Annotated in this window: 20 protein-coding genes; 11 read left to right on the plus strand and 9 right to left on the minus strand. The window is 43.2% G+C overall.

Going from position 1 to position 21,998, the window contains the following annotated elements; genetic code table 11:
- The first annotated feature begins 83 nt into the window (after positions 1-83).
- From ACEN82_RS24725 to ACEN82_RS24735, 3 genes are all read left to right on the plus strand, one after another.
- Entirely contained in the window at positions 84-1,715 is a 1,632-nt protein-coding gene (locus tag ACEN82_RS24725) for an amidohydrolase (RefSeq protein WP_413321094.1), read from the plus strand.
- Positions 1,702-3,519, plus strand: coding sequence for a serine hydrolase domain-containing protein (locus ACEN82_RS24730; RefSeq protein WP_413321093.1), 1,818 nt, complete (start codon positions 1,702-1,704; stop codon positions 3,517-3,519). The genes ACEN82_RS24725 and ACEN82_RS24730 overlap by 14 nt, the downstream gene beginning before the upstream one ends.
- A gap of 117 nt (positions 3,520-3,636) precedes the next feature.
- Complete coding sequence (locus ACEN82_RS24735) at positions 3,637-3,858, plus strand: DUF2683 family protein (RefSeq protein WP_090532581.1); 222 nt, start codon at positions 3,637-3,639, stop codon at positions 3,856-3,858.
- A 62-nt stretch (positions 3,859-3,920) separates the two neighbouring features.
- On the opposite strand, the gene ACEN82_RS24740 is transcribed toward ACEN82_RS24735, so the two are convergent.
- Entirely contained in the window at positions 3,921-5,156 is a 1,236-nt protein-coding gene (locus ACEN82_RS24740) for a PDDEXK-like family protein (RefSeq protein WP_413321092.1), read from the minus strand.
- A gap of 201 nt (positions 5,157-5,357) precedes the next feature.
- Between ACEN82_RS24740 and ACEN82_RS24745 the strand changes: the two genes are divergently transcribed.
- The 4 genes from ACEN82_RS24745 (at position 5,358) to ACEN82_RS24760 (ending at position 8,319) form a co-directional block, all read left to right on the plus strand.
- A complete protein-coding gene (locus ACEN82_RS24745) occupies positions 5,358-6,164 on the plus strand; it encodes a helix-turn-helix domain-containing protein (RefSeq protein WP_413321091.1) in 807 nt (268 codons plus the stop codon).
- Between the two features lie 60 nt (positions 6,165-6,224).
- Positions 6,225-6,605, plus strand: coding sequence for a VOC family protein (locus ACEN82_RS24750; protein WP_413321090.1), 381 nt, complete (start codon positions 6,225-6,227; stop codon positions 6,603-6,605).
- A gap of 493 nt (positions 6,606-7,098) precedes the next feature.
- On the plus strand, positions 7,099-7,803 hold the full coding sequence (locus ACEN82_RS24755; protein WP_413321089.1) for a hypothetical protein: 705 nt from the start codon (positions 7,099-7,101) through the stop codon (positions 7,801-7,803).
- Between the two features lie 51 nt (positions 7,804-7,854).
- The gene (locus tag ACEN82_RS24760; protein ID WP_188833712.1) at positions 7,855-8,319 is read left to right on the plus strand and encodes a hypothetical protein; all 465 of its coding nucleotides are present in this window, start codon (positions 7,855-7,857) and stop codon (positions 8,317-8,319) included.
- Between the two features lie 51 nt (positions 8,320-8,370).
- Here the strand turns inward: ACEN82_RS24760 and ACEN82_RS24765 are convergent, their stop codons facing one another.
- Positions 8,371-9,378, minus strand: coding sequence for a zinc-dependent alcohol dehydrogenase family protein (locus ACEN82_RS24765; protein WP_413321088.1), 1,008 nt, complete (start codon positions 9,376-9,378; stop codon positions 8,371-8,373).
- Positions 9,379-9,467: 89 nt separating this feature from the next.
- Here ACEN82_RS24765 and ACEN82_RS24770 point away from each other — a divergent pair, with 89 nt between their 5' ends.
- The 4 genes from ACEN82_RS24770 (at position 9,468) to ACEN82_RS24785 (ending at position 14,146) form a co-directional block, all read left to right on the plus strand.
- Complete coding sequence (locus ACEN82_RS24770) at positions 9,468-10,325, plus strand: AraC family transcriptional regulator (protein ID WP_413321087.1); 858 nt, start codon at positions 9,468-9,470, stop codon at positions 10,323-10,325.
- Between the two features lie 197 nt (positions 10,326-10,522).
- Positions 10,523-11,983 (plus strand): circularly permuted type 2 ATP-grasp protein, encoded by a 1,461-nt coding sequence (locus ACEN82_RS24775; RefSeq protein ID WP_413321086.1) that lies wholly within the window; start codon positions 10,523-10,525, stop codon positions 11,981-11,983.
- Positions 11,984-12,145: 162 nt separating this feature from the next.
- On the plus strand, positions 12,146-13,081 hold the full coding sequence (locus ACEN82_RS24780; protein WP_090532596.1) for an alpha-E domain-containing protein: 936 nt from the start codon (positions 12,146-12,148) through the stop codon (positions 13,079-13,081).
- A gap of 96 nt (positions 13,082-13,177) precedes the next feature.
- A complete protein-coding gene (locus ACEN82_RS24785; RefSeq protein WP_413321085.1) occupies positions 13,178-14,146 on the plus strand; it encodes a transglutaminase family protein in 969 nt (322 codons plus the stop codon).
- 80 nt (positions 14,147-14,226) lie between these two features.
- Here the strand turns inward: ACEN82_RS24785 and ACEN82_RS24790 are convergent, their stop codons facing one another.
- The 7 genes from ACEN82_RS24790 to ACEN82_RS24820 all read right to left on the minus strand — a co-directional run bounded on the left by ACEN82_RS24790 (position 14,227) and on the right by ACEN82_RS24820 (position 21,906).
- A complete protein-coding gene (locus ACEN82_RS24790) occupies positions 14,227-15,441 on the minus strand; it encodes a glycosyltransferase family 4 protein (RefSeq protein WP_413321084.1) in 1,215 nt (404 codons plus the stop codon).
- A 56-nt stretch (positions 15,442-15,497) separates the two neighbouring features.
- Positions 15,498-16,094, minus strand: a complete 597-nt coding sequence (rnhB, locus tag ACEN82_RS24795; protein WP_090532602.1) for a ribonuclease HII — start codon at positions 16,092-16,094, stop codon at positions 15,498-15,500.
- A gap of 86 nt (positions 16,095-16,180) precedes the next feature.
- The gene (locus ACEN82_RS24800) at positions 16,181-17,419 is read right to left on the minus strand and encodes a PP2C family protein-serine/threonine phosphatase (protein ID WP_413321083.1); all 1,239 of its coding nucleotides are present in this window, start codon (positions 17,417-17,419) and stop codon (positions 16,181-16,183) included.
- A 40-nt stretch (positions 17,420-17,459) separates the two neighbouring features.
- On the minus strand, positions 17,460-18,668 hold the full coding sequence (locus ACEN82_RS24805) for an ABC transporter permease subunit (RefSeq protein WP_413321082.1): 1,209 nt from the start codon (positions 18,666-18,668) through the stop codon (positions 17,460-17,462).
- 221 nt (positions 18,669-18,889) lie between these two features.
- Entirely contained in the window at positions 18,890-20,020 is a 1,131-nt protein-coding gene (locus ACEN82_RS24810) for a glycosyltransferase family 2 protein (RefSeq protein ID WP_229701675.1), read from the minus strand.
- Positions 20,017-20,979: a hypothetical protein gene (locus ACEN82_RS24815; protein WP_413321081.1), complete on the minus strand. Its 963-nt coding sequence runs from the start codon at positions 20,977-20,979 to the stop codon at positions 20,017-20,019. The genes ACEN82_RS24810 and ACEN82_RS24815 overlap by 4 nt, the downstream gene beginning before the upstream one ends.
- Before the next feature lie 81 nt (positions 20,980-21,060).
- Positions 21,061-21,906 carry a dienelactone hydrolase family protein gene (locus ACEN82_RS24820; protein ID WP_413321080.1) on the minus strand — a complete coding sequence of 282 codons (846 nt, stop codon included), beginning with the start codon at positions 21,904-21,906 and terminating at the stop codon, positions 21,061-21,063.
- Positions 21,907-21,998 lie beyond the last annotated feature (92 nt).

Genomic DNA, 21,998 nt, shown 5'->3' on the forward strand with positions numbered 1-21,998 from the left:
TATTTGAAGGCATAACTTTATGATTTGATAGTTGTATATACTTTTGTGGTTTAATACAATTACAATAAACATACAATTACTTTATGAAGAGACTATTGCCCGCGCTGCTATTACTGGCAGCGGCCTGCAAACAAAAGGAATACAATGCCGATATGCTGGTAAAAAACGCGGTTGTGTACACCGTAGATAGCAATTTTACAACAGCAGGCGCATTTGTAGTAAGCGGAGGAAAGATACTTGCAGTAGGCAATGCCGATTCCCTTGAACAAAAATACAACGCCCGCGAAGTAGTTGACGCGCAGGGCGCCGCGGTTTATCCCGGCTTTATTGATGCCCACGCCCATTTTTATGACTATGGGCTGGGCCTGCAGGAAGTAAACCTGGTAGGCACCCACAGCTGGCCCGAAATTATCGACTCGGTAAAAGCTTATTCCGAACGTAATACCGATGGCTGGATCATTGGTAATGGCTGGGACCAAAACGACTGGACTAATAAACATTTCCCCGATAAGGCAAAGCTGGATTCGCTGTTCCCGATGAGGCCGGTGATCCTTAGCCGTGTTGACGGGCACGCGGCGATAGCTAACCAGGCCGCACTGAACATTGCCGGTGTTAAACCGGGGCAAACCATTAATGGCGGCGAAATAGAAACCAGTAACGGGAAACTTACCGGTATTTTGATTGACAACGCGGTTGGTATAGTTACCCGTAAAATCCCTGAACCTACGGCTGCTATTATAGATACAGCCTTGCTATCGGCACAGAAAAATTGTTTTGCCGCTGGCCTAACTACTGTTGATGATTGCGGGCTGCCTTATACCATGGTAAACACCATTGCCGAGCTGCAAAATAAAGGCGACCTGAAAATGCGCCTGTACGTGATGCTGGCCGACAGGCAGGAAAATTATGATTACCTGTTTAAGAAGGGAGCTGTTAAAACACCCCGGTTAAATGTAAGGGCTTTTAAAGTTTATGCCGATGGCGCCCTCGGTTCAAGAGGGGCCTGCCTGCTAAAACCTTATGCCGACTCGGCCAAATGGAGCGGCTTTTTGTTGAGTAACCCAAAACATTTTGAAGAAATAGCTCCAAAAATAGCGGCCCGCGGTTTCCAGATGTGTACCCATGCCATTGGTGATTCGGCAGTGCGGGTAATGCTTAAGATTTATGCGGCTAATTTAAAAGGCAAAAACGACCTGAGGTGGCGTATCGAGCACGCGCAGATCGTATCACCGCAAGACCTGGACATGTTTGGTCAATACAGTATTGTTCCATCAGTACAACCTACACACGCGACATCAGATATGTACTGGGCCGGTAAAAGACTGGGCAGCGAACGGCTTAAAACTGCTTATGCCTATAAACAATTGTTAAAGCAAAACGGCTGGATCCCTTTGGGTACCGATTTCCCGGTTGAGAACATTAACCCGCTTTATACGTTCTATGCAGCGGTTGAGCGCAAAGATTTGAAAGGTTTCCCGGAAGGCGGTTTTCAGCCTGAAAACGCCCTAAGCCGGATTGAAGCATTAAAGGGAATGACCATTTGGGCTGCCAAAGCCAATTTTGAAGAAAAAGAAAAAGGCAGCATTGAACCCGGTAAATACGCCGACTTTGTGATATTGAACAAAGATATTATGAAAGTAAAAGGCAGCGAGATCCCGGCAACCAAAGTGACCCAAACCTATATAAACGGAGTTAAAGTATATGATAAAAAATAAATGGGGCCGTGTTCCTTTAGTACTATTAGGGTTTGCATTATTTAATACCGCTTGTGCGCAAAATCCGCCGTTAACAGGGCAGGCCTTCATTGCCGAAGAAAGGTTGGTTGGCAACTCTACCGTGTTGCTTAACAATGCCTCATACCTGGTGCCGCTGCAAAAGCTGGAGGATTTAAAAATTGCCAGTGTGCATTTTAATAACCAGTACGCCGCCGTTTTTGATAGCTTGCTTAATAAATATAACCAAGTACAGCTGTTTGATGGTGCCGCTTATTGGGGTAATAAAACGCTGGCCAATCTTACTTCCGATCTGAAGTTTTACAACACCATTATAGTACAGGTAAACGATGCCGACTTAAGCAATCCGGATGTGATTGATTTTATCAGTACCAATCAAAAAAACAAGAATATAATTGTCGCGGCTTTTGGCAGCGGTTCGCTATTGGGCAAGCTTGATGTTATAACCGCCCCCGTGATCTGGACAGAACGGGTATCCGAGGTGTCGGCCATGTACAGCGCCGAAGCTATATTCGGCGGGGTAAGTATCTCTCAAAAATTAGCAAAAAGCTATAGTGCCGTTTATAAAACCGGGATGGGGTTTGCTACCGAGAAAACGAGACTGCAATATACTGTTCCTGAAGAAGCCGGTATAAATGCTGCCAACCTGCAGGGCATTGATAAAATAGCACAGGAAGCTATCCGTGAGCATGCCACCCCGGGATGCGTAGTATTGGTTGCTAAAGATGGTAAGGTGATATTTAATAAAGCTTACGGTTATCACACCTATGATAATGTGATCCCAGACAAGCTGACCGATATTTTTGACCTTGCCTCCATGACCAAAGTATCGGCAACTACCATGGAAACCATGCAGCTTACCGACCAGGGTAAATTAAGCCTGGAGAAAACCCTTGGCGATTATATTCCCCTTGCCCGTAAAAGCAATAAAAACGACATCCGGATCCGCGAAGTGCTGCTGCACCAGGCAGGCCTGATCCCCGATATCCAGTCATTTGAAAAGGTAAAGCCAACTGATCACAGTACCGATTCGTCTGCCGCTTACCCAACAAAAGTATCTGATCATTATTACCTGCGTAAAGACTATTATAAAGATGTAATGCTGCCCGACATGCTGAACTCGCCGCTGAAAACACGGGGACAGTACGTGTATAGCGATGTAAGCATGCTTTTTATGCAGGAGGTTGTTGAAAACATTACCGCCGTGCCGCTCAACGTTTATGTACAGCAGCATTTTTATGCCCCGCTGGGGATGCAAACTGCAGGCTTTTTACCCTTATACCGCTTTACGCCCGACAGGATAATCCCTACCGAAAACGATAAGGAGTACCGCATGTCATTACTGGATGGATATGTACATGATCCAACTGCAGCGCTTTTAGGCGGTGTTGCCGGGCATGCCGGTCTGTTTGGCAGTGCCAATGATGTGGCTATATTATACCAGATGGTTTTAAACAAGGGGAGCTATGGCGGTGCCCAATATTTTAAGCCGGAGGTTGTTGACCTGTTCACCTCCAAACAATCGCCGGTGAGCCGCCGCGGACTGGGCTTTGACCGCTGGGACCCGATAGCCGAAAGACATTATCCTTCAAAACTGGCATCAGATCAGGCTTTTGGACATACCGGTTTTACAGGCACCTGTATCTGGGTTGATCCTAAATATAACCTGGTATATGTATTCCTGTCAAACAGGGTGAACCCCTCGGTGTCCAGTAAATTGGGCAGCCTTAATATCAGGCCGAGGATTCAGGACGTGGTATATGAGGCTATAACTAAAGGGTTGTAAGGGAATTTCGAAATTAGGGATTTTGATTTCGGATTTGCCCCATTATTTGCAGGGGCTGTATCGGGTTGTATTTTAGACAGATTTGACGGTTGAAATAAAAACGGGTATATTTGATATATGACAACATTAACCATACATCCTGCAGATGCAGATCAGGAAACTGCTATCCGGATTTTTTTGGACGCCCTGCATGTTGATTATAAAACGAGTGAAATAACGGATGATACTGCTTACTTGCTTTCTTCAGAAGCAAATGCTCAGCATCTGCAAAAATCAATTGAGCAAGAGCATCAAGGTAAAGTCACCAAACTTAACCTTGATGATATATGGAAGCTATAAATTTTACCTCGATCTTGAAAGCCACTAAATGCTACAAGGCACCAATATTGTTTTTAATTATTTTACAAATGGTTTATTAATGGAATGACTTTGTTTATAAATTCTGTTATCTGTTGCCACAGGCCAGTTATATATGTTAACCTAAAGTCGTCATTTAAAAGTTTTAATGTTTCTGGATTGGAAAATTCAGAGAAATTTATTTCTGGTTTGCAATAATTCCCTCCGATCCAGTGTGTTTCTTGGTGCCAATCAGAAAAATCTTCCAGTTTTTCAGCTAATGGTTTGAAGCGCACATCACCGCTTTGTTCCTTAGAATTGCCAATTACCATCCCCAAGCCATAATAAACATTTTCTGAGCCATCACCTCTTTCAATATAGATGCACGCATCTGCGTCTAAATAAGTTCCTATTTTGAACATAATGCCATACCAGGGATTTTGGTTCCTCCGATTGTGAATAACACTGTTCAGCTTTTCTGCACTGTATTTCATCACGGAGCTAATTTCATAGTATTGAGATATCAGTTTCTCAAGATCCCGCCAGAAATACCATTCAGTGAACCACCGGGCGTGGTTCCAGTTTTCAGCGATCTTTTTTGCCTTAATCATATTATCGCCTTTGGCAAGGAATTCAACGATTTCGTCCATTTCTTCCTTATACATAGTTTTTCCTGAAATTTCCCAGATTAGTGCACGGTATTGAACAAGCGTCTCACGAAGCACTGGCTTTGAGTAAGCTTCTTTTATACAACGTTCAAGCCATTGTTCAATATCGACTTTATAAGATATACACGTAATTAGTGCGTTTAGATTTGGATGTGTTCTAAGAGTGCCGATGCTATATTCTTCCGGTTCCTTTCCATCAAGCGATAAATAGAGAATCCTGACATCCTGGAACCCTTCAGCCATCAACACTTCGTAATATCGTTGCAATTGTGCAGGCTGATCAATTGCCCAAAGTTTATTTTCAATAACGATTGCCTGTTTTCCATTGGAGATCAAAAGGTCAATTTTCCTGTATTCCTTCCTAACAATAGCCTTTTCTAAAGGAAAATCTGAAATATTCATCAGATTGATAAACTGAGTTAAAAAGGCAGACTCGCAATTATGACTGCCTTTAGGATTAAGTAATTCAAAAAGAAATTTAGAATGCAGATTTACTTCGTCGAACTTATTGGAAAGAATATTGAAAACGTTAAACCGGTTATCTTCTTTTGATTTTCGGTACTGTTGATCAATATATCCTATTTGTTCGAGAAGAAATTGTAGTTGCTCCTGAATTGAAAGTGAAAGGTTCATTTAGTAGCTAAATTAGAATAACGAATTGAAAAAACTTAAAGATTGAAAAACTAATTTATAAAAACGGAGCACACTCTTGTAAATGGTACTTTCATTTTACATTTGTCGCAGCAATAGGAATAAGAACTTAAATATCTGAAAATAAAAACCCTAAATTTATTTAATTCCGAAATCGAATATCCGCAATCCCAAATCAGAACGATGCGCTATTTCACGATCCAGCCACCGGCCGAATTGAAACCCTATGTAAGATTTTACTGGGTGTTGGAGCATGAGCTGGAGCCGGATCATTCGTCATATATTTATCGTTCTGTTGCTGATGCCTGTGCCGAATTGGTATTTCACTACCATTCATCGTTTAATGAATTGAAGGAGAAGAATGAGCAAAGCCCAAGCTTATCAGGCATTCAATTTCAAACTACACAATACCGCAGGTTTATAACAACCGAAAGCTTTGGCATTTTTGGCGCCTATATTTATCCTTTTGCCGTGCCTTATTTTTTTAATACCCCCAGCAGCCAAACCAGTAACCTCGCATTTGATTTCGATACGTTTTTAAGCCGGCCCGGCCGGGAGCTGGAAGAGCAGATCATGTTAGCCGGAAATAACTATAAACGGGCAGAGATCCTGTCTGCATTTTTAATAGCCCGGTTACGTCAAAATGTGTTAAAAGACGATCGCATAGCGGTTGCGATCAGGAATGTGATCCATAATAAACAATACAGAACGGTTGCTCAACTGGCTGATGCCTATAATTTATCGGCACGACAGTTTGACCGTAAATTTAAGGAGTCCGCGGGCTTTAGCCCCAAAACCTATATGCGGCTCACGCGCCTTCAGGATGCGTTAAAGCAATACAATACGGATAAAACATTAACGCAGATAGCGCTGGAATGCGGGTATTATGACCAGTCGCACTTTATTCATGACGTGAAGGAGTTTACAGGCTATCATCCGGGCTTTTATTTTTCAGGCAAAGCTGAGGGAACTGAATACCGGAACACATAATGTCCGGTTTTTACAATTTTGAGAACAGGGGGACAGCTAATTTTGAGAAAAAAACAAATTATGGCAACAATAAACATTCCCGAAAATTACCAGGCTGTTATGCCTTATCTCATTGTTAAAAACGGCGCGCAGTTTATCGGGTTTACCCAAAAGGTTTTTGGTGCAACGGAACAGTTTAAAACCATGCGCGATGAACACACCATTATGCACGCCGAGGTTAACATCAATGGCAGCACCATCATGTTTGCCGATTGTACCGATACTTATCAACAGCAAAATTCAGGTATGTTTGTATATGTAGAAAACTGTGACGAAACTTACCAGAAGGCCATTGATAGCGGGGCCGAAAGCATTATGCCGCCGGCCGATCAACCATACGGCAGGAGCGCAGGGGTAAAAGATCCGTTCGGAAATACATGGTGGATTACTAACCCGTTATAAAAGGGTTTTAGTCGCCCGTTAATTCATATATCTCAACGGATCGCATATCAGAGCTTAGTGCAATTACGCTATATAATGCCCCCTTTTGGGAAATACGGTAATACCATGAATCAGCTCTGTTTTGGATAAGGGTTATTTCCTGCGAATAATATTTATGCTCAAATGGATATAATTTAAAGATTCGTTTTCCATCGCTTTTATCTACCATAATATGAACATACCATTGGTAATGGTCGTTCCTAACTGATTTTATTTTATAGTGATTGGTGTGTGTATACGCTCTAATCTGCTTGTCGTCAAATATAGAATATTCATAGTATATATAGCAGAATAGTGCAATGAAAAATAAAGCAAAACAGATCAAAAGGACTTGAATTTTATTCATATTTAAGGCCAGGTTTAGTAGAGCACTAAAATATCAAATTGCTTTCTTTTAATTAATTTAATTTATGGAAATCACACAGCGTCTGCATCTTATCCATAAAATACAACCATGAAAAATCTTTTACCTGTTTTAGTGTGTTTGTTTTATGGAATTACTGCTTTTGCCCAGGCAGCCCTACCTCAAACGCCACCGCCGCAAAGTAAATCAGCTCAACCGTTGCCGGCAAAGCCAGATACCGGCAAAGCTTTGTTAAACCCCAATCAAAGCCCCTCGTTTAAAGACACAACTAATACATATAAAAGCTACCAGTCTAATTCTCCCGCCGATTCCTTATACCGCCATTTACCTGATGCAAAGGAACGGCAGCCATTAATTATTGTTAACTCCAAAATCATTACTGGTCTTGGCCATATAAATCCAAATGATATCACTTCATTATCGGTTTTGAAAGACAGGGAGGCTGTTCTTCCAAACCTGGCTAACCTAAGCAGGTTTGGTATAATAATGATAACCCTTAAAAAAGGAGTGAAAATTGAAACAAATACTTTTGACGATATAAAAAGGAGGTTTGGAGTAAGTGGTAATGTGAGGTTTGCTGTTGACGGCTATTTTGTTGACGATGAAAGTATGCTCATTTCAGCGCAGGACATTAACGAAATAAACCTAACCTGGAAAAAGAATAAAGATGGGTCGCCGGGTGTAACGATCAACATATGGATACTGGCGCCTGAAGCCCGCAAAGGCCCTGTTGCCGGAAGGCGCCCAACTGATAAACCCGGTGAAATTTACATAAGGGGATTGGTATCAAAATAATTTTATTTCGGATAAAATCTTTTCCTTTGCCGGTTGTCATACATATAATATATGTACGCTTTTATTTTAGCATTACACTCTCTTACGCGCTGGTTTGTTTTGGCCAGCCTGCTTTTTGCCATTTATCGCGCTTACAGCGGATGGCTTACTAACAAAAGCTATTCAAAATTCGACGACCGCGTACGGGTTATTACCACCAACATTGCCCATATCCAGCTAACTATTGGGCTCTGGCTGTATTTCATCAGCCCGATAGCCAATTATTTCATCAGCCATTTTAAAGAGGCGGTGCACGAGCGGCAGATCAGGTTTTTTGGCATGGAGCACGTTACCATGATGCTGATCGGCATTACGCTGATCACCATTGCCTCATCAAAAGCCAAACGAAAAACACTTGATAAGGACAAATTTAAAACCACGGCCATTTGGCTAACCATTGCCCTGCTGGTTATTTTAAGTTCCATCCCCTGGTCGTTTTCGCCGTTGATCAGCCGCCCGTTATTCAGGCCGTTTTAAAATCCTGGGCCTTGAAAACGGAGAGGTCAACTTATTTTAGGGCGAATCACCTTACTCAGCAACGTCAATCACCAATTTACCGCTTGCCTTACCATTCTCTAAGATCTCGTGGGCTTGATTGGCGTTAGCCAATGTAAATGTACGCCCGTCCACCAGCGGAACAACTTTGCCGGCCTCAGCAAGTTTTGTAGCCTCCTGCATAATTTCACCATGATGTTTGCGGCCTCTACCGGTGAGCATCGGCATCAAAGTAAACACTCCTGAGTATGTAGCTCCCCGGAATGATAAGGGCGCCAGCTTATGCTCTCCCCAGCCCAGGCAACTTACCACATGACCGGTATAATAACGTACCGCATTAAATGATGCATCTAAAGTGGCTCCGCCCAGGGTATCATATACAATGTCAAACCCTTCGCCGTTAGTATAATTGTTCACATATTCGTCAACAGTTGTGGCACGGTAATCAATAAAGGTAGCGCCAATGCTTTCGATATATTGCTGCTGGGCCGCGCTGCCGGTAGCATATACATCCGCGCCAAAGGCTTTCGCTACCTGAACCGCTAAATGGCCAACGCCTCCGGCACCACCATGTACCAGCACTTTTTGTCCCTCACGCACATTTGCCCTGTCTACAAGGCCTTCCCAGGCAGTAATAAAATTAAGCGGCATCGAAGCCGCCTGTCTGAAACTTAAGTGAGATGGTTTAATAGCAAGCAGGTCCGCATCAAAGGCAGCATATTGCGCGTAAGTACCCTGTAGCCCACCAATACCACCGGCAAGGCCATACACTTCGTCGCCAGGTTTAAAAGTATTTACATCAGCACCAACGGTTTCAACTATGCCGGCAAAGTCCATCCCTAAAATAGCAGGTAAGGGCTGCCTGGCATGCCCGCCTTTACCGGTACGGATCTTATTATCCAGTACGCTGACGCCGCTGGCTATAATACGCACCAGTACCTGGCCTTTGGAGGCAATTGGGCGGTCAACTACGGTTATTGTGAAAGGCGCATTTGCTTCAGGAGCGATAAGGGCCTGCATTGTTGTATTTTGAGCTTCCATTGTGTTGTTGTTTAATTACAATACAAAATTATACAAGCAGGCAGCCATATTTCTTGTACAATCCCTCGTAACATTTGTACATTTACACTATGGTAAAAGATAATTTATACCAGCCTTTTGAAGTTGTTTTGCGCGAACCACTCAGCGCTTGTCCCCGCAGCGAACACTCACACAGCTTTTTCGAGTTTATTTATATCCTAAGCGGCACCGGAAAGCAGTGCATAAACAAAAGCAAGTTTACCTATAAACCCGGTCACCTGTTTTTACTTACTCCTGATGACTCACATTATTTTGAGATACTAACTGAAACGCAGTTCCTGTTTATCCGCTTCAACCCACTTTATATTAAAGATCGCGGCCTTAGCGGCGAAACAGCCCAGCACCTCGATTTCCTGCTAAAAAACGCAGGCCAGGCACCGGGATGCATATTAAAAACCGATGAAGACAAGGCCGTTGTAAAACCCATTATGCAGGCCATCATCAGTGAAAAAGAAAAAAAAGGGCTTTACAGTAAAGCGCTCCTTCAGCAATATATCAATACGGTTATAGTAATCGCCGCCCGTAATGTGGCTATGAGCATGCCCGATGATGTTAGTGAGAACACCGAAGAAAAAACGCTTGATATCCTGCAATACATCCAGGCCAATATCTACTTCCCCGAAAAACTAAAAGCTAAAGTCATAGCCGATAAAGCCGGAATCTCTGAAAACTACCTTGGCCAGTATTTTAAAAAACATACCGGCGAAACTATGCAGCAGTATATCATCAATTACAAACTGAAGCTGATTGAGAACCGTTTACTGCACAGCAACATGCGTATGGTTGAAATTGCCAATGAACTTGGTTTTAATGATGAGAGCCACCTGAACCGTATTTTTAAAAAATACAGAAGTATGAATCCTTCGGATTTTAGGAAAGCGGGAGGAGAATTGCATCCCTTTGTTTAATACTTTGAAGCCCGTCAGTTTTGTATCAACACCCCTATAAAACAAGAATTATATTTTAAAAATTGCCATGAATTGAAAATTTGATTAAAATATCTTCAAAAATTTCAAAATAATTTGCTTTTTTTTCAAAAACACTTCATAAATTACAATTCTGAAAGATAACTGATTGTCAATTTTTAATTTATTGTAATTTTTTCATGGAAGAATCAGCTTATTTTGACAAGTACAGCCCAATTGATAATGTTTGGGACGAAATGTATGGCTTGGATGCTAATGTTCGGGAGCATTACCGTAAAGTTATTGACTACATTTCGAAGGAATCGGCCGACGACCTGAACAAAAAGGAGGAGCTTGCCAAGCGCCTTTTCATGAGCCAGGGCATCACCTTTACCGTTTATAACAGCGGCGAAGGCATTGAAAAGATCTTTCCTTTTGATATTATCCCCCGTATCATCACTGCCGATGAATGGGCTTTTGTTGAAAGAGGAATCAAGCAGCGCCTTAACGCGCTTAATTTATTTCTAAAGGATATATACCATAATCAGTTTATTGTAAAGGACGGCATAGTACCTATTGATATTATTTATTCGTGTCCGCACTTTCTGCGCGAGATGTACCAGCTCCAGGTGCCTTATGATATTTATGTACATATTTCGGGCATCGACCTTATCCGTGATGAAGACGGCACTTTTTACGTGCTCGAAGATAACCTGCGCACCCCATCGGGCGTAAGTTATATGCTCGAGAACAGGGAGATCACCAAACGCTTGTTTCCTGACCTGCTGCCGCAATGCAGTGTGCGCAGCGTTACCGAATATCCGTCAATACTATATAAAAACCTGCTGGCGCTTTCACCCCGGCAAATCCATAACCCAACCATTGTTTTACTTACGCCGGGTATTTATAATTCGGCCTATTTTGAGCATACCACGCTGGCCCGCCTAATGGGGGTTGAATTGGTAGAAGGACGCGACCTGGTAGTGAACAACCATAAAGTGTACATGAAAACCACCACCGGGCTGCAACAGGTTGATGTGATCTACCGCCGGGTGGATGATGAATTTCTCGATCCCCTGGTATTTAACCCGGCAAGTATGCTTGGCGTAGCAGGCCTTATGGGCGCTTATCGCAAAGGCAATGTAGCCATAGTAAATGCAACAGGCACTGGCGTGGCCGACGATAAGGCGGTTTATGCGTATGTACCGGATATGATCCGCTATTATCTGAACGAAGAACCCATACTCAAAAACGTACCAACACACCAGTTAGGCAATCCGGATGAACGCGAAATGGTATTTAAAAACCTCAATAAAATGGTGGTTAAAAAAACCAATGGTAGCGGCGGCTACGGGATGCTGATGGGACATGCGGCAAGCGAGCAGGAAATAGACGAGTATAAAAAGGAAATCCTGAAAGATCCGCGTAACTTCATAGCACAGCCAACCATCAGTCTTTCGGCGGCGCCATGTTACATGCAGGGCGAACTGAAGCCACGCAGGGTTGATTTAAGGCCATACGCGCTGTACGGCCCCGATGGCATTGAGATAGTACCCGGCGGTTTAACCCGTGTGGCTTTAAAAGAAGGTTCACTGGTGGTAAACAGTTCGCAGGGTGGCGGCAGTAAGGATACATGGGTGTTAAGCCCCCCGGCCCCCTAAAGGGGGAGGATTGCAGAGCGTATGCTTTTTAAATTTTTTTCCGGGAGGGGGTGTGCGGGCCAGAAACTTAATTGAACAAAGTAATTAAAATATAAACAACAAAATACCGGCGACAAAACCGCCGGCATAATCATTCCCCCTTTAGGGGGTTAGGGGGCTTTTATGTTAAGCAGGGTTGCAGCAAGTTTTTATTGGTTAAGCCGTTACATTGAACGCAGCGATGGTATGCTGCGGATGCTCAAAATTAATTATGCGTCATCGCAGGATACGGTGCAGGAATTTACCTGGGAACCCGTAATGCGGATCTTTGCCGGACTAAACGCCGGTGAAGCCGAAAAGCTGGACAACGACAGCCGGTCGGTTTTAAAGTATATGGTTACCGGGAAAAACAACCCTAATTCCATACTCAATATCATCACACTGGCGCGTGAAAATGCACGCGGCGTACAGGAGCACATTACCAAGGACCTTTGGCAATGCCTGAATGAATATTACCACACTGTAAAAGATCCGCGGCTGGAACGCGCCCTGCACCGGGAAGACCCGATAGGGGTACTGGACGTGCTGATAAAACAAGTAATGCTTTATTACGGCACAGTGGAGATTACTATGGAGCGCGGCGAAGGCCGTGCATTTATGAACATTGGCAAATACCTGGAGCGGGCCATCCAGTCGGTTGATATTTTGGATACTAAATTCAGCTCGATAAGTGATAACCCCGATCTGCTTACTGATACCACTTACTGGAAACACCTGCTGCTTTCATTGGGTGGCTACGAGCTGTATTTAAAAACATACCGAGAAGGCTTTGAGGCCGAAAATGTTTTGGAGCAGGTTGTGCTGAACAACGATTTTCCGCGCTCGGTTATTTATTCGGTAAATAATATTCAGCGCTATTTCGACAGATTGAAGAATGACAGCAATGCCGATGACTACAGGGAAATGTCGTTTCAGATAGGCCGGTTGCAAAGCCGCATAAAGTATAGTTCGGTAAAAAGTATCAAGCAGGAGGGCTTGCACTTGTTCCTCACCCAGATCAGGAGTGAGCTATACGGCATAGGCAATTCATTAAACCAACATTACTTTGCTAATTCATGATCACAATTTGAAGATGTTTTGATTTGAAGATTTGAAAATGCCAGTCTATCTTTTCATTTTCAAATTTTCAAATCCTCAAATTAAAAAATTAAAAAAATGCCTGAATTTAAGATCCAACATATCACCAAATACACTTATGAAGGCCCTGTTCGTGATAGCGCCAACCAAATCATCCTGTTCCCGATAAAAGATGAATATCAGGAAGTGGTAAAACAGGAGCTAAGTATAACAGGCAGCCCGGTAGTTGATACTCATACCGATTACTATGGCAACGAGGTTGGCAGTTTCACCTACAGCGACCAGCATAACATGCTGGTCATTAACTCAAAGCTGGTTGTTATTACCCGCCAGCGCCCCCTTCCGGTTAATGATATTTTTCCGGAGCAGCAATGGGAGGATCTTAAGCGGCTTCAATACATGGTGCCCTATATTGATTTTTTAAAGCAGGAATATTTTGAAGGCCTGCCCGAGCTACAGGAAATAGTTGAGCAGGAACGGCGTAAAGATGAAACGCCCTTTCAGATTGCACTTCGTTTTTGCGGCTGGGTTTACAAAAACTTTGAGTACATCAAAGGCGTTACCACGGTTGAAACCACACTGGATGAAGTATGGAAGCTTAAAGCCGGCGTTTGCCAGGATTTTGCCCATATTTTAATGGTGATGCTCCGCCAGCTTAAAATACCATCCCGTTATGTAAGCGGTTATATCTGTACCCATAGCAGCGCTATGCGTGGCGAAGGAGCAACCCATGCCTGGGCCGAAGTGTATGTGCCCGACTATGGCTGGCTTGGCATCGACCCTACAAATAACTGTATTGCCAATGAAACCCACGTACGCCTGGCTGTGGGCCGCAATTTTTCAGATTGTTCGCCGGTTAAAGGTGTTTATAAAGGCGCCTACGGCCACAAGCTGGAAGTGTCAGTAATTGTTGACGATGCAGATACTATTGTTTTTGAGGATAAAACCCACGAATCGCCGGCTATGCACACGGTAGCCGAATTTCCTAAAAACAGCTATCAGCGATATATGGAGATCATTCAGCAGCAACAACAACAGCAACAGTAGATTAGTTGGCAGTGGCAGTTTTCAGTGGCAGTTGGCAGCGGAGAAATTGTTGTCACACCAACAACGGTATAGGGAATCCCTCATTCAGGTAAATCAACGTTCAGGCTTTGATAAAAAGCAACAAGGCCCGGTGCTATTACATGTACATCGTGCTGTTCTTCAATTAAACGGCGGGCGTTGAGGCCAATATTACGGCAAAATTCTTCGTCGGTAATACAGCGTTCAATGGCATCATAAAACTCCTGCCGGTTATTAGCAATAAGGATATTAGTGCCATTGGTAAAATTGATGCCTTCGGCACCTAATGAGGTAGAGATAATGCATTTTTCCATCGCCATACCCTCTACTATTTTAACCCGCATGCCACCGCTTGAAAGCAAGGGCACCACCATAATAGCCTTACTGTTCACAAACTCAGAAGCATCGTCAACCTCACCCTGGATAAAGATCTTTCCCATCGCTTCATACTCATCAAAGCTATCGGGGATATTATGCCCGGCAACATAAAATTTTACGCGGAGGTCGCCCTCGGTAAGGTCTTTATAAAAATTCTCAATAAACCATTCAATCCCTTCCCGGTTGGGCATCCAATCTAACGAACCTAAAAAAAACAAACTTGGGAATTCCGTTTTATTATAGTCCGGCTTATAATCGGTCAGGGAAATACCTACCGGAAAAATATCAACCGGAATGGTAACACCGTATGATAACAGCGTTTTTTTATCTTCATTGGTAAATACAGCAATGGCATCAAATTTATTAAGCTGCTGCAGTTCATAATCTTTCACCCGGCGGGCCAGCAAATGCAAGTACCACTTCTTAAACAGGTCGCTTTTTCGTTGTGCCAGCCTCATCCATACCTGGTGTTCAATATTATGTGACCGGTAAATCAACCTGGCTTTGGTATGCTTACGCATAGCGGCCAGGTAAGGCGTTACAAACAGGCCTTCAAACTGGATAACATCGTATGATGTCTGGCGCAATTCGCGCAGCAGGAGTTTTTCAAATTCGGCATTGTAATAACGATCAACGTCGTTTGATTTTTTGCTGAACAGATTGGTTATGGAATCAAGTACAGATATATTAATGTTAATGTCATATGATGTGTACCTGATCTTCTGCATCAGCTCATCTTCGTTTGTTTGTACACTGCCATGATATCTTTTCCCGTTTAAAGCTACCAATGCAACTTCATGCCCAAGTGCAATCAGCCCTTTTATGGTATTGCAAACCACAATAGCGTAACCGCCATTCTGCGGAAATGGTACACGATGTGTTAAAATTAGGATCTTCAAACGGTGGATTGGTTTTTAACAAAAATACCATCCTGAACGTGGTATTCAAAACTTCATTAAAAAATACTTAACTGCGGATCGGTAACCCTGAAAGTACGGCGGTGATAGGGCGTAAAACCAATCTTCATTACGGTTTCGCGGTGCCTAATGGTTGGATAGCCTTTGTTGGTATGCCATTCATATTCCGGGTGTTCGGCCGCTATTTGCATCATATAATCGTCCCGGTAGGTTTTAGCAAGGATAGATGCGGCCGCTATGCTGAAATATTTTCCATCGCCTTGTATAATACACTCATGTGGGATGTTCCGGTATTTTTTGAAGCGATTGCCGTCGATGATCAGAAACTGGGGTTCAAGATGTAATTTTTCGATGGCCCGGTGCATGGCCAGGAATGACGCGTTGAGAATATTGATCTCATCTATCTCCAGATTATCAACAGATGCTACGGCATAAGCCACCGCTTTTTCCTCAATTTCGGCCCGAAGCTGGTACCTTATCTCTTCAGTAACTTGTTTGGAATCGTTTAGCAGGTGATGATCAAAATCAGGGGGTAAAATAACTGCGGCGGCAAAAACAGGCCCGGCCAAACATCCTCGTCCCGCTTCATCGCATCCTGCTTCCAAAAATTCGTACTGGTACCTGGCTGATAACATCCGACAAATATAATAAGAGTTGTAAACGTGTTAGTAAAACAATTAGTATGATGAGTTTTTCAACATGTGGTTAACGCATCCTTTACTTAAAAAATTTTTAGTGTAAGCAGGGTAATATCATCAATAGGCTTGCTTTTATAAACGTTGCTCAAATAATCCAACAGCGCCTGGTTAAAATTATCGGGCGATAGCTCGCCATGCGCAAGCACAAAATCAAGTAATTTATCCTCATTCCATATTTTGGTGCTGGGCGATTCAAAATCCATGAGCCCATCTGTATAGTTAAAGATCAGGCTGCCGGGCTCCACATCAACTTCGCCCTCGTTTAAAAAAGGCAGATCTTCAAAAATCCCGATCATGGTGGTACCCAGTTTAAGTGGAATGGCCCCGCCTTCTGAATAAAGTATAGTTGGGTTGTGCCCTGCATTGATATAATTAAGCCGCCGTTTTTTTTGATTATATCGCGCAAGGAACAGGGTGATAAACCGTTCGCCTTTGGTATTGCTGAGCACGATCTTATTTAAACGGTCAATAATATTGGTCAAATCATCCTCAACCGCCGCCCAGGCATGCAGGCTGGCCTGGAAATTGGCCATCAGCAAAGCAGCCGAAATACCCTTACCCGATACATCGGCAATACACCATAAAAACTCATGCTCATTAAGGCGGATAAAATCAAAATAATCACCGCCTATGTTTTGATGCGGAAGATACTTAGCCCCAATCTCCACACTGTCGTCTTTATGTTCACGCATGGGGATCAGCATATTCTGCACTTCCACCGCAAGCTCCATCTCGCGCAAAAAACGTTCTGATTGCAGCCGTTCGCGGAAAAGTTTTTTATTTTCAAGTGCCACAATGATCACGTTCATCAGCGTTTGGATGAAATTGAGATCATTATTAAGCATCTCGCCCGAGGTATTAAAATCGCCGATAAGGGCGTAGGCAAGTGCCTTGCTTTTGTGATATACCGGGATAAAGTAATTATATTTTTTAAGGACAGGGTCGCGGTGCCCGGCAATAGCTATAGGTGCTTTAACCTTACTCAGCTTTTTACACGCACGGGCCAGCACTACCGACGATTCAACGTCGCCGCCATACTTGGCTATACAGGCAAATTTATCATCTTTTTCAATCAAAAACCTGAGTTTACCTACCTGCAAATAGTTTTGCAGGATAACTTCCAGCATTTGAATGAGGATAGGAGTAGCGGTGTTTTTGTTTATGGCCCGCGTAATTTCCAATAAAGAATTTAATTCCGACTGCCGTTTGAGCAAAAGCCTGATCAATTCGTCTTCGCCGGAACCGTCGTCTATATTCAGCATATTGATATAAGTACGCTGACTAAAATAGAAGAAATAATTTTTAAATACGAGTACTTTGTGATTTTATATCAAAGGCATCGCGCAAGCCAACAGTAACCAGGTTAAAAGCATAAACCAGCAGCATAATTGCCATACCAGGAATGATAGCCAAAAAAGCCGAGTCCATAACAATATATCCATAATGCTCCTTGATCATGCCGCCCCAGGTTGGCATAGGCGGTTGTGCACCAAAACCCAAAAAGCTAAGCCCCGCCTCTAAAAGTATAGCCGAGGCAAAATTTGAGGAGGCCAAAACCAGTATTGGCCCGGTTATGTTAGGCAAAATATGTTTCGCTATAATACGCTTGTTGCTAAAACCCAATGCACGTGCGGCCTCAATGTACTCCACCTGTTTAAGGCCCATTACCTGGCCGCGCACCAGGCGCGCCACTTCAACCCACATGGAAAGGCCAACGGCTATAAATATTTGCCATAATCCTTTACCCAGCGCAAATGATATGGCGATCACCAATAACAGGGCAGGCAGCGCCCATAAAATATTCATCAGCCAGCTTAATGATGAATCAACCCATCCTCCAAAATAACCCGCTACAGCACCTACAGTTACGCCCAGCAGCATACTGATGATAACCGACATCAAACCAACAGCGAGCGAGATCCGTGTGCCCAGCAGCAGGCGGCTTAGCATATCCCGGCCATAACCATCAGTACCAAGTAAAAAGGTTTTAGCCCCGATATTCTCCTCCCGTAAGCGAGCCTCAAACTTTTGATAAACAGCCGGGATTGCAGGCTGGGCAATTGTTTGGCCGTTATAATTAAAAATAACCTTCCCGTTTTTATAAACCGGCTTTTGCCCGGTCATTACCTCAAAAATATTGTAGGCTTTTTTCTCGGGCCTATCTTCATCGCCAATATATCCGTTAACGTAAATAGAATCTTTAACGAAATGATACCCCGTAACAGGAACTTCTTTATAAAACGATGGCTGCCCATACAGCATCCTGCTGAACAAATTTACAGTATCAACAGCCTCCGCTTTCCTGAGCTTTAACATCATATAGGTTGAGCCTGGCTTTTTTATACTGAGCTGTATGACCATATTATTGGCCAGGGGCGTATCATCGGGCATAATGAGGTAGCCCAGTATCGCAACAAGCAGCGTAAGCAGGATAAATGCAAGCCCGCCTAAAGCAATTTTATTACGCTTAAAAACACGCCAGGTGCGTTTTGCTGGTGTAATTTCGGCCAATGTGTTAATAGTTCATGTGTCCTGGCTAAATATCGCTTAAATAGGTGCAATTAGCAATAAGGACGGCTTTCTTTACATTTAGATAGCCGAAAGCTCAAAGCGGAAAGCTGAAGGCCGAAAGCATAAAGCTTACGAGCCTGGCATGACTAAATCAAGTACATCCAATCTGCTTTGGTTAAGCCCCAATTTCAGCTTTATGCTTTGAGCTTTCAGCTTTTAGCTCATTTAACGATTCTGCCTTTCCAGGCATACTTCTTATTTTTTCCTAAAAAACCGATAATGACGAAATAAAGGATATTAAGCGGCAAAACAAAGCTTACGTACAGCAGCAGTTCGCGCCGTTTTAAGAAGTTCATGATTGGCGTCATGTATAACAAGTCTATCGCATATTTAATTCCGATAGTAAGCAAAAACAATTTCAGAAAACAGCTATCGAAAATACCCAGCACGGCGGTTAACAATAGCATAAAATTACACAGCCAGATACTGAGCGCAAAGGCAACCATTTTTTTATTTTTGTACTTGGTTGATTTTGATGCCCAGCGGCGCCTTTGCTGCATAAACTCTTTTAAATTAGGCTTTGCGTGTGTATATACAATTGCCTCACGCCGTTTTAAAAAGGCTATCCTGCCAGGATAACGCTCCCCAACCTTGTGCAACAAAAGTTCATCATCGCCCGAGGCCAGGTCATCAATGCCGGTAAAACCGCCAACTTCATAAAATACATCTTTACGATAGGCAAAATTTGCCCCGTTGCAGGTGGCGGCAAAACCATGACCTAAAAACGCGCCCCCCATGCCAATAAGCGATGAAAAATCAAGCGTTTGCATGCGCTCAAATACCGATTGCTCCTGGAAATAAGTTACCGGCGAAGAAATCATAACCAGGTCATGCTGCTCATAAAAGCCAACTATAGTACGCAGCCATTGATTACCCATACGGCAATCAGCATCCGTTGCTACCATTAAGTCGCCTGTTGAAAGTTTAATGGCTTCGGCTATCGCTTTCTTTTTATAGGAGTTAAGTGTTTCGCCAAGCCTAAGTTGCAACAGCTTTACGCCCTGTGCCGCATAACTGCTGATGATGGCCGCGGTATTATCGGTTGAATGATCGTCAACAATAATGACCTCCACCAGGTGCTTGGGATAATCCTGGGCCAAAATATCTTCAATGGTAAGGTGAATCTTCTCTTCCTCGTTACGGGCCGCAATAAGCACAGTAACTTTGGTGCTAAATGTTTGGGCGATAACCGGAGGGGTGGTGACCTTTGCCCAGCCTATCCGGAGATAGATGAGCAACAGCACATAAAGGCCCATGGAAAATAATGAAATAATACTAATCAGCGCGGTCAAAAGAATTTGAGTTTTAAAACAAAAAACGATCCTAAAATAGCAGGAATAAATAAATTAATAAGCCATATTGACGATACACCGGCTATTACGGCGATATTTTGATCGGTTACATACACAAACAGGTGCGAAGCAGTGAAGCCGCGTACACCAATATCAAAAAGATCAAGCGATGGGATGGCTGATGATACCACGAAAAACAGCATCAGCATCAGCATCATCGGTACAACAACCATATGCGGCATCAACAACTGAAAAACCAGGAAATACTGCATTGAAAACGTGATATACCGCGCAATGCTAAAACCCATGATCTTGATAAGCTCGTGGGTGTGATACCGGCCCATTACTTCAAAAAAGCGATGATATTTTTTAATGAACGGAACCCTGTCAAGCAAAGTAACCGCCCACTTGATATGAAAATAAAATATCAGCTGCATAGCTACAATTATAACGCCGATAGCAACTACCCCCCAGGCCAGCAATAAATTGGCATGAATGAAATTGACTACGAACCAGGTCATGGCTATTACGCCCAAAACATTGGTTACCGAACCCTGGCTAAATGAACCTACGCCCATAGCAAAAATACCCGGAATACGTTTGCGGGGCGGCAAAAACATAACGCGGCCGCCATATTCGCCCAGCCGGTTTGGTGTGGTTACTGCCCAGGTAAGGCCGCAAAAAACCGCCTCAACAGCTTCCCATAATGAAATATTGATTAATGTTTTGGTTACATAGCGCCATTTAAGCGCTTCCAGAAACCAGTTCAAAAACATCAATATAACCACCAGCCCCATAACAATAACAACATGGGTAGTACTTATTTGCGATGCGAAATGTTCAAACTGCTTTAGGTCGTTATTCTTTTTGTTGAACTGCCGGTAAATAAACCACCCTGCAATTATTAATATACCGGCCTTAAGAAGATACGAAACAACCTTTTTAGCAGAGCGTGTCAAATAGATAAATTTTATGCAATGTTACAAAAAAATGGGGCATGCTAAAGCTTGCCCCATACAACACTGCACGGTTAATTTTGTTTACTTCAATCTCGCCTTTAAAAACTCCAGCGTATTTGCATACGCGTCTTTCGTAGCATCGCTGTTATAAATAGGATTGCTCGGGTTTGCAAAACCATGGTCGGCATCGTACTGGTGCAGGTAAACCTTTTTTCCGGCGGCTTTCATATCAGCATCAAATTTAGCTACAACCTTAGGGTTAATCCACTGATCTTTATTGGCGAAGTTCCCCAGCACATCGGCGTTTAAGGTTTTTAGTTTATTTACATCCTGCTCGGGCATGCCATAATACATTACACAAGCTACCGCCTTTTTACCCGCAAGTAAGCTGGTTTGCAAACTCCACCCGCCGCCAAAGCACCAGCCAATAGTAGCAATATGTGCTTTGGGGCCGGCATATGCTATGGCTCCGTTTACTATAGCACGGGCCCTGTCGTCATTTACCGCCTGCATAAATTTACCCGCGTCTTCGCGTGTGGTAGCTACCTTGCCGTCGTATAGGTCGAGGTCAATGATGTTGACGTTACCCAGGTCATTATATAGCTTTTCTGATTCTTTTTTTACATAGTCATTAAGGCCCCACCATTCATGTATCACCAATAAATAATTATTAGTAGGCTTTTTAGCTTTCATTAAAAATGCTGATGCCTGTTTACCATCCGGCGTTTTGTAGGTGATGGCCTCGCCGATACTGCTTTGAAAGCGGATTGGCAAAGGATTTTTGTGCGACATTTTGAACCGGGTATCGGAGGCCAGCATGGCAAACTGCTGTGTTGCCGATGAATTGCTGCAGCAAACTACTTTGCGCTGCGCAAAAGTTATAGTGGTTAAGCTGATAAATAATGTTAATAAGAGTAGTTTTTTCATAGGGTTCAATTTTATGTTAACGAATGCTGGTGTGCGTTAAAACAATTACGTTGATAATATAGTTTTAGTTACGGGGGATAATGTGATTAACC

This window comes from Mucilaginibacter sp. Mucisp73 (assembly GCF_059491465.1).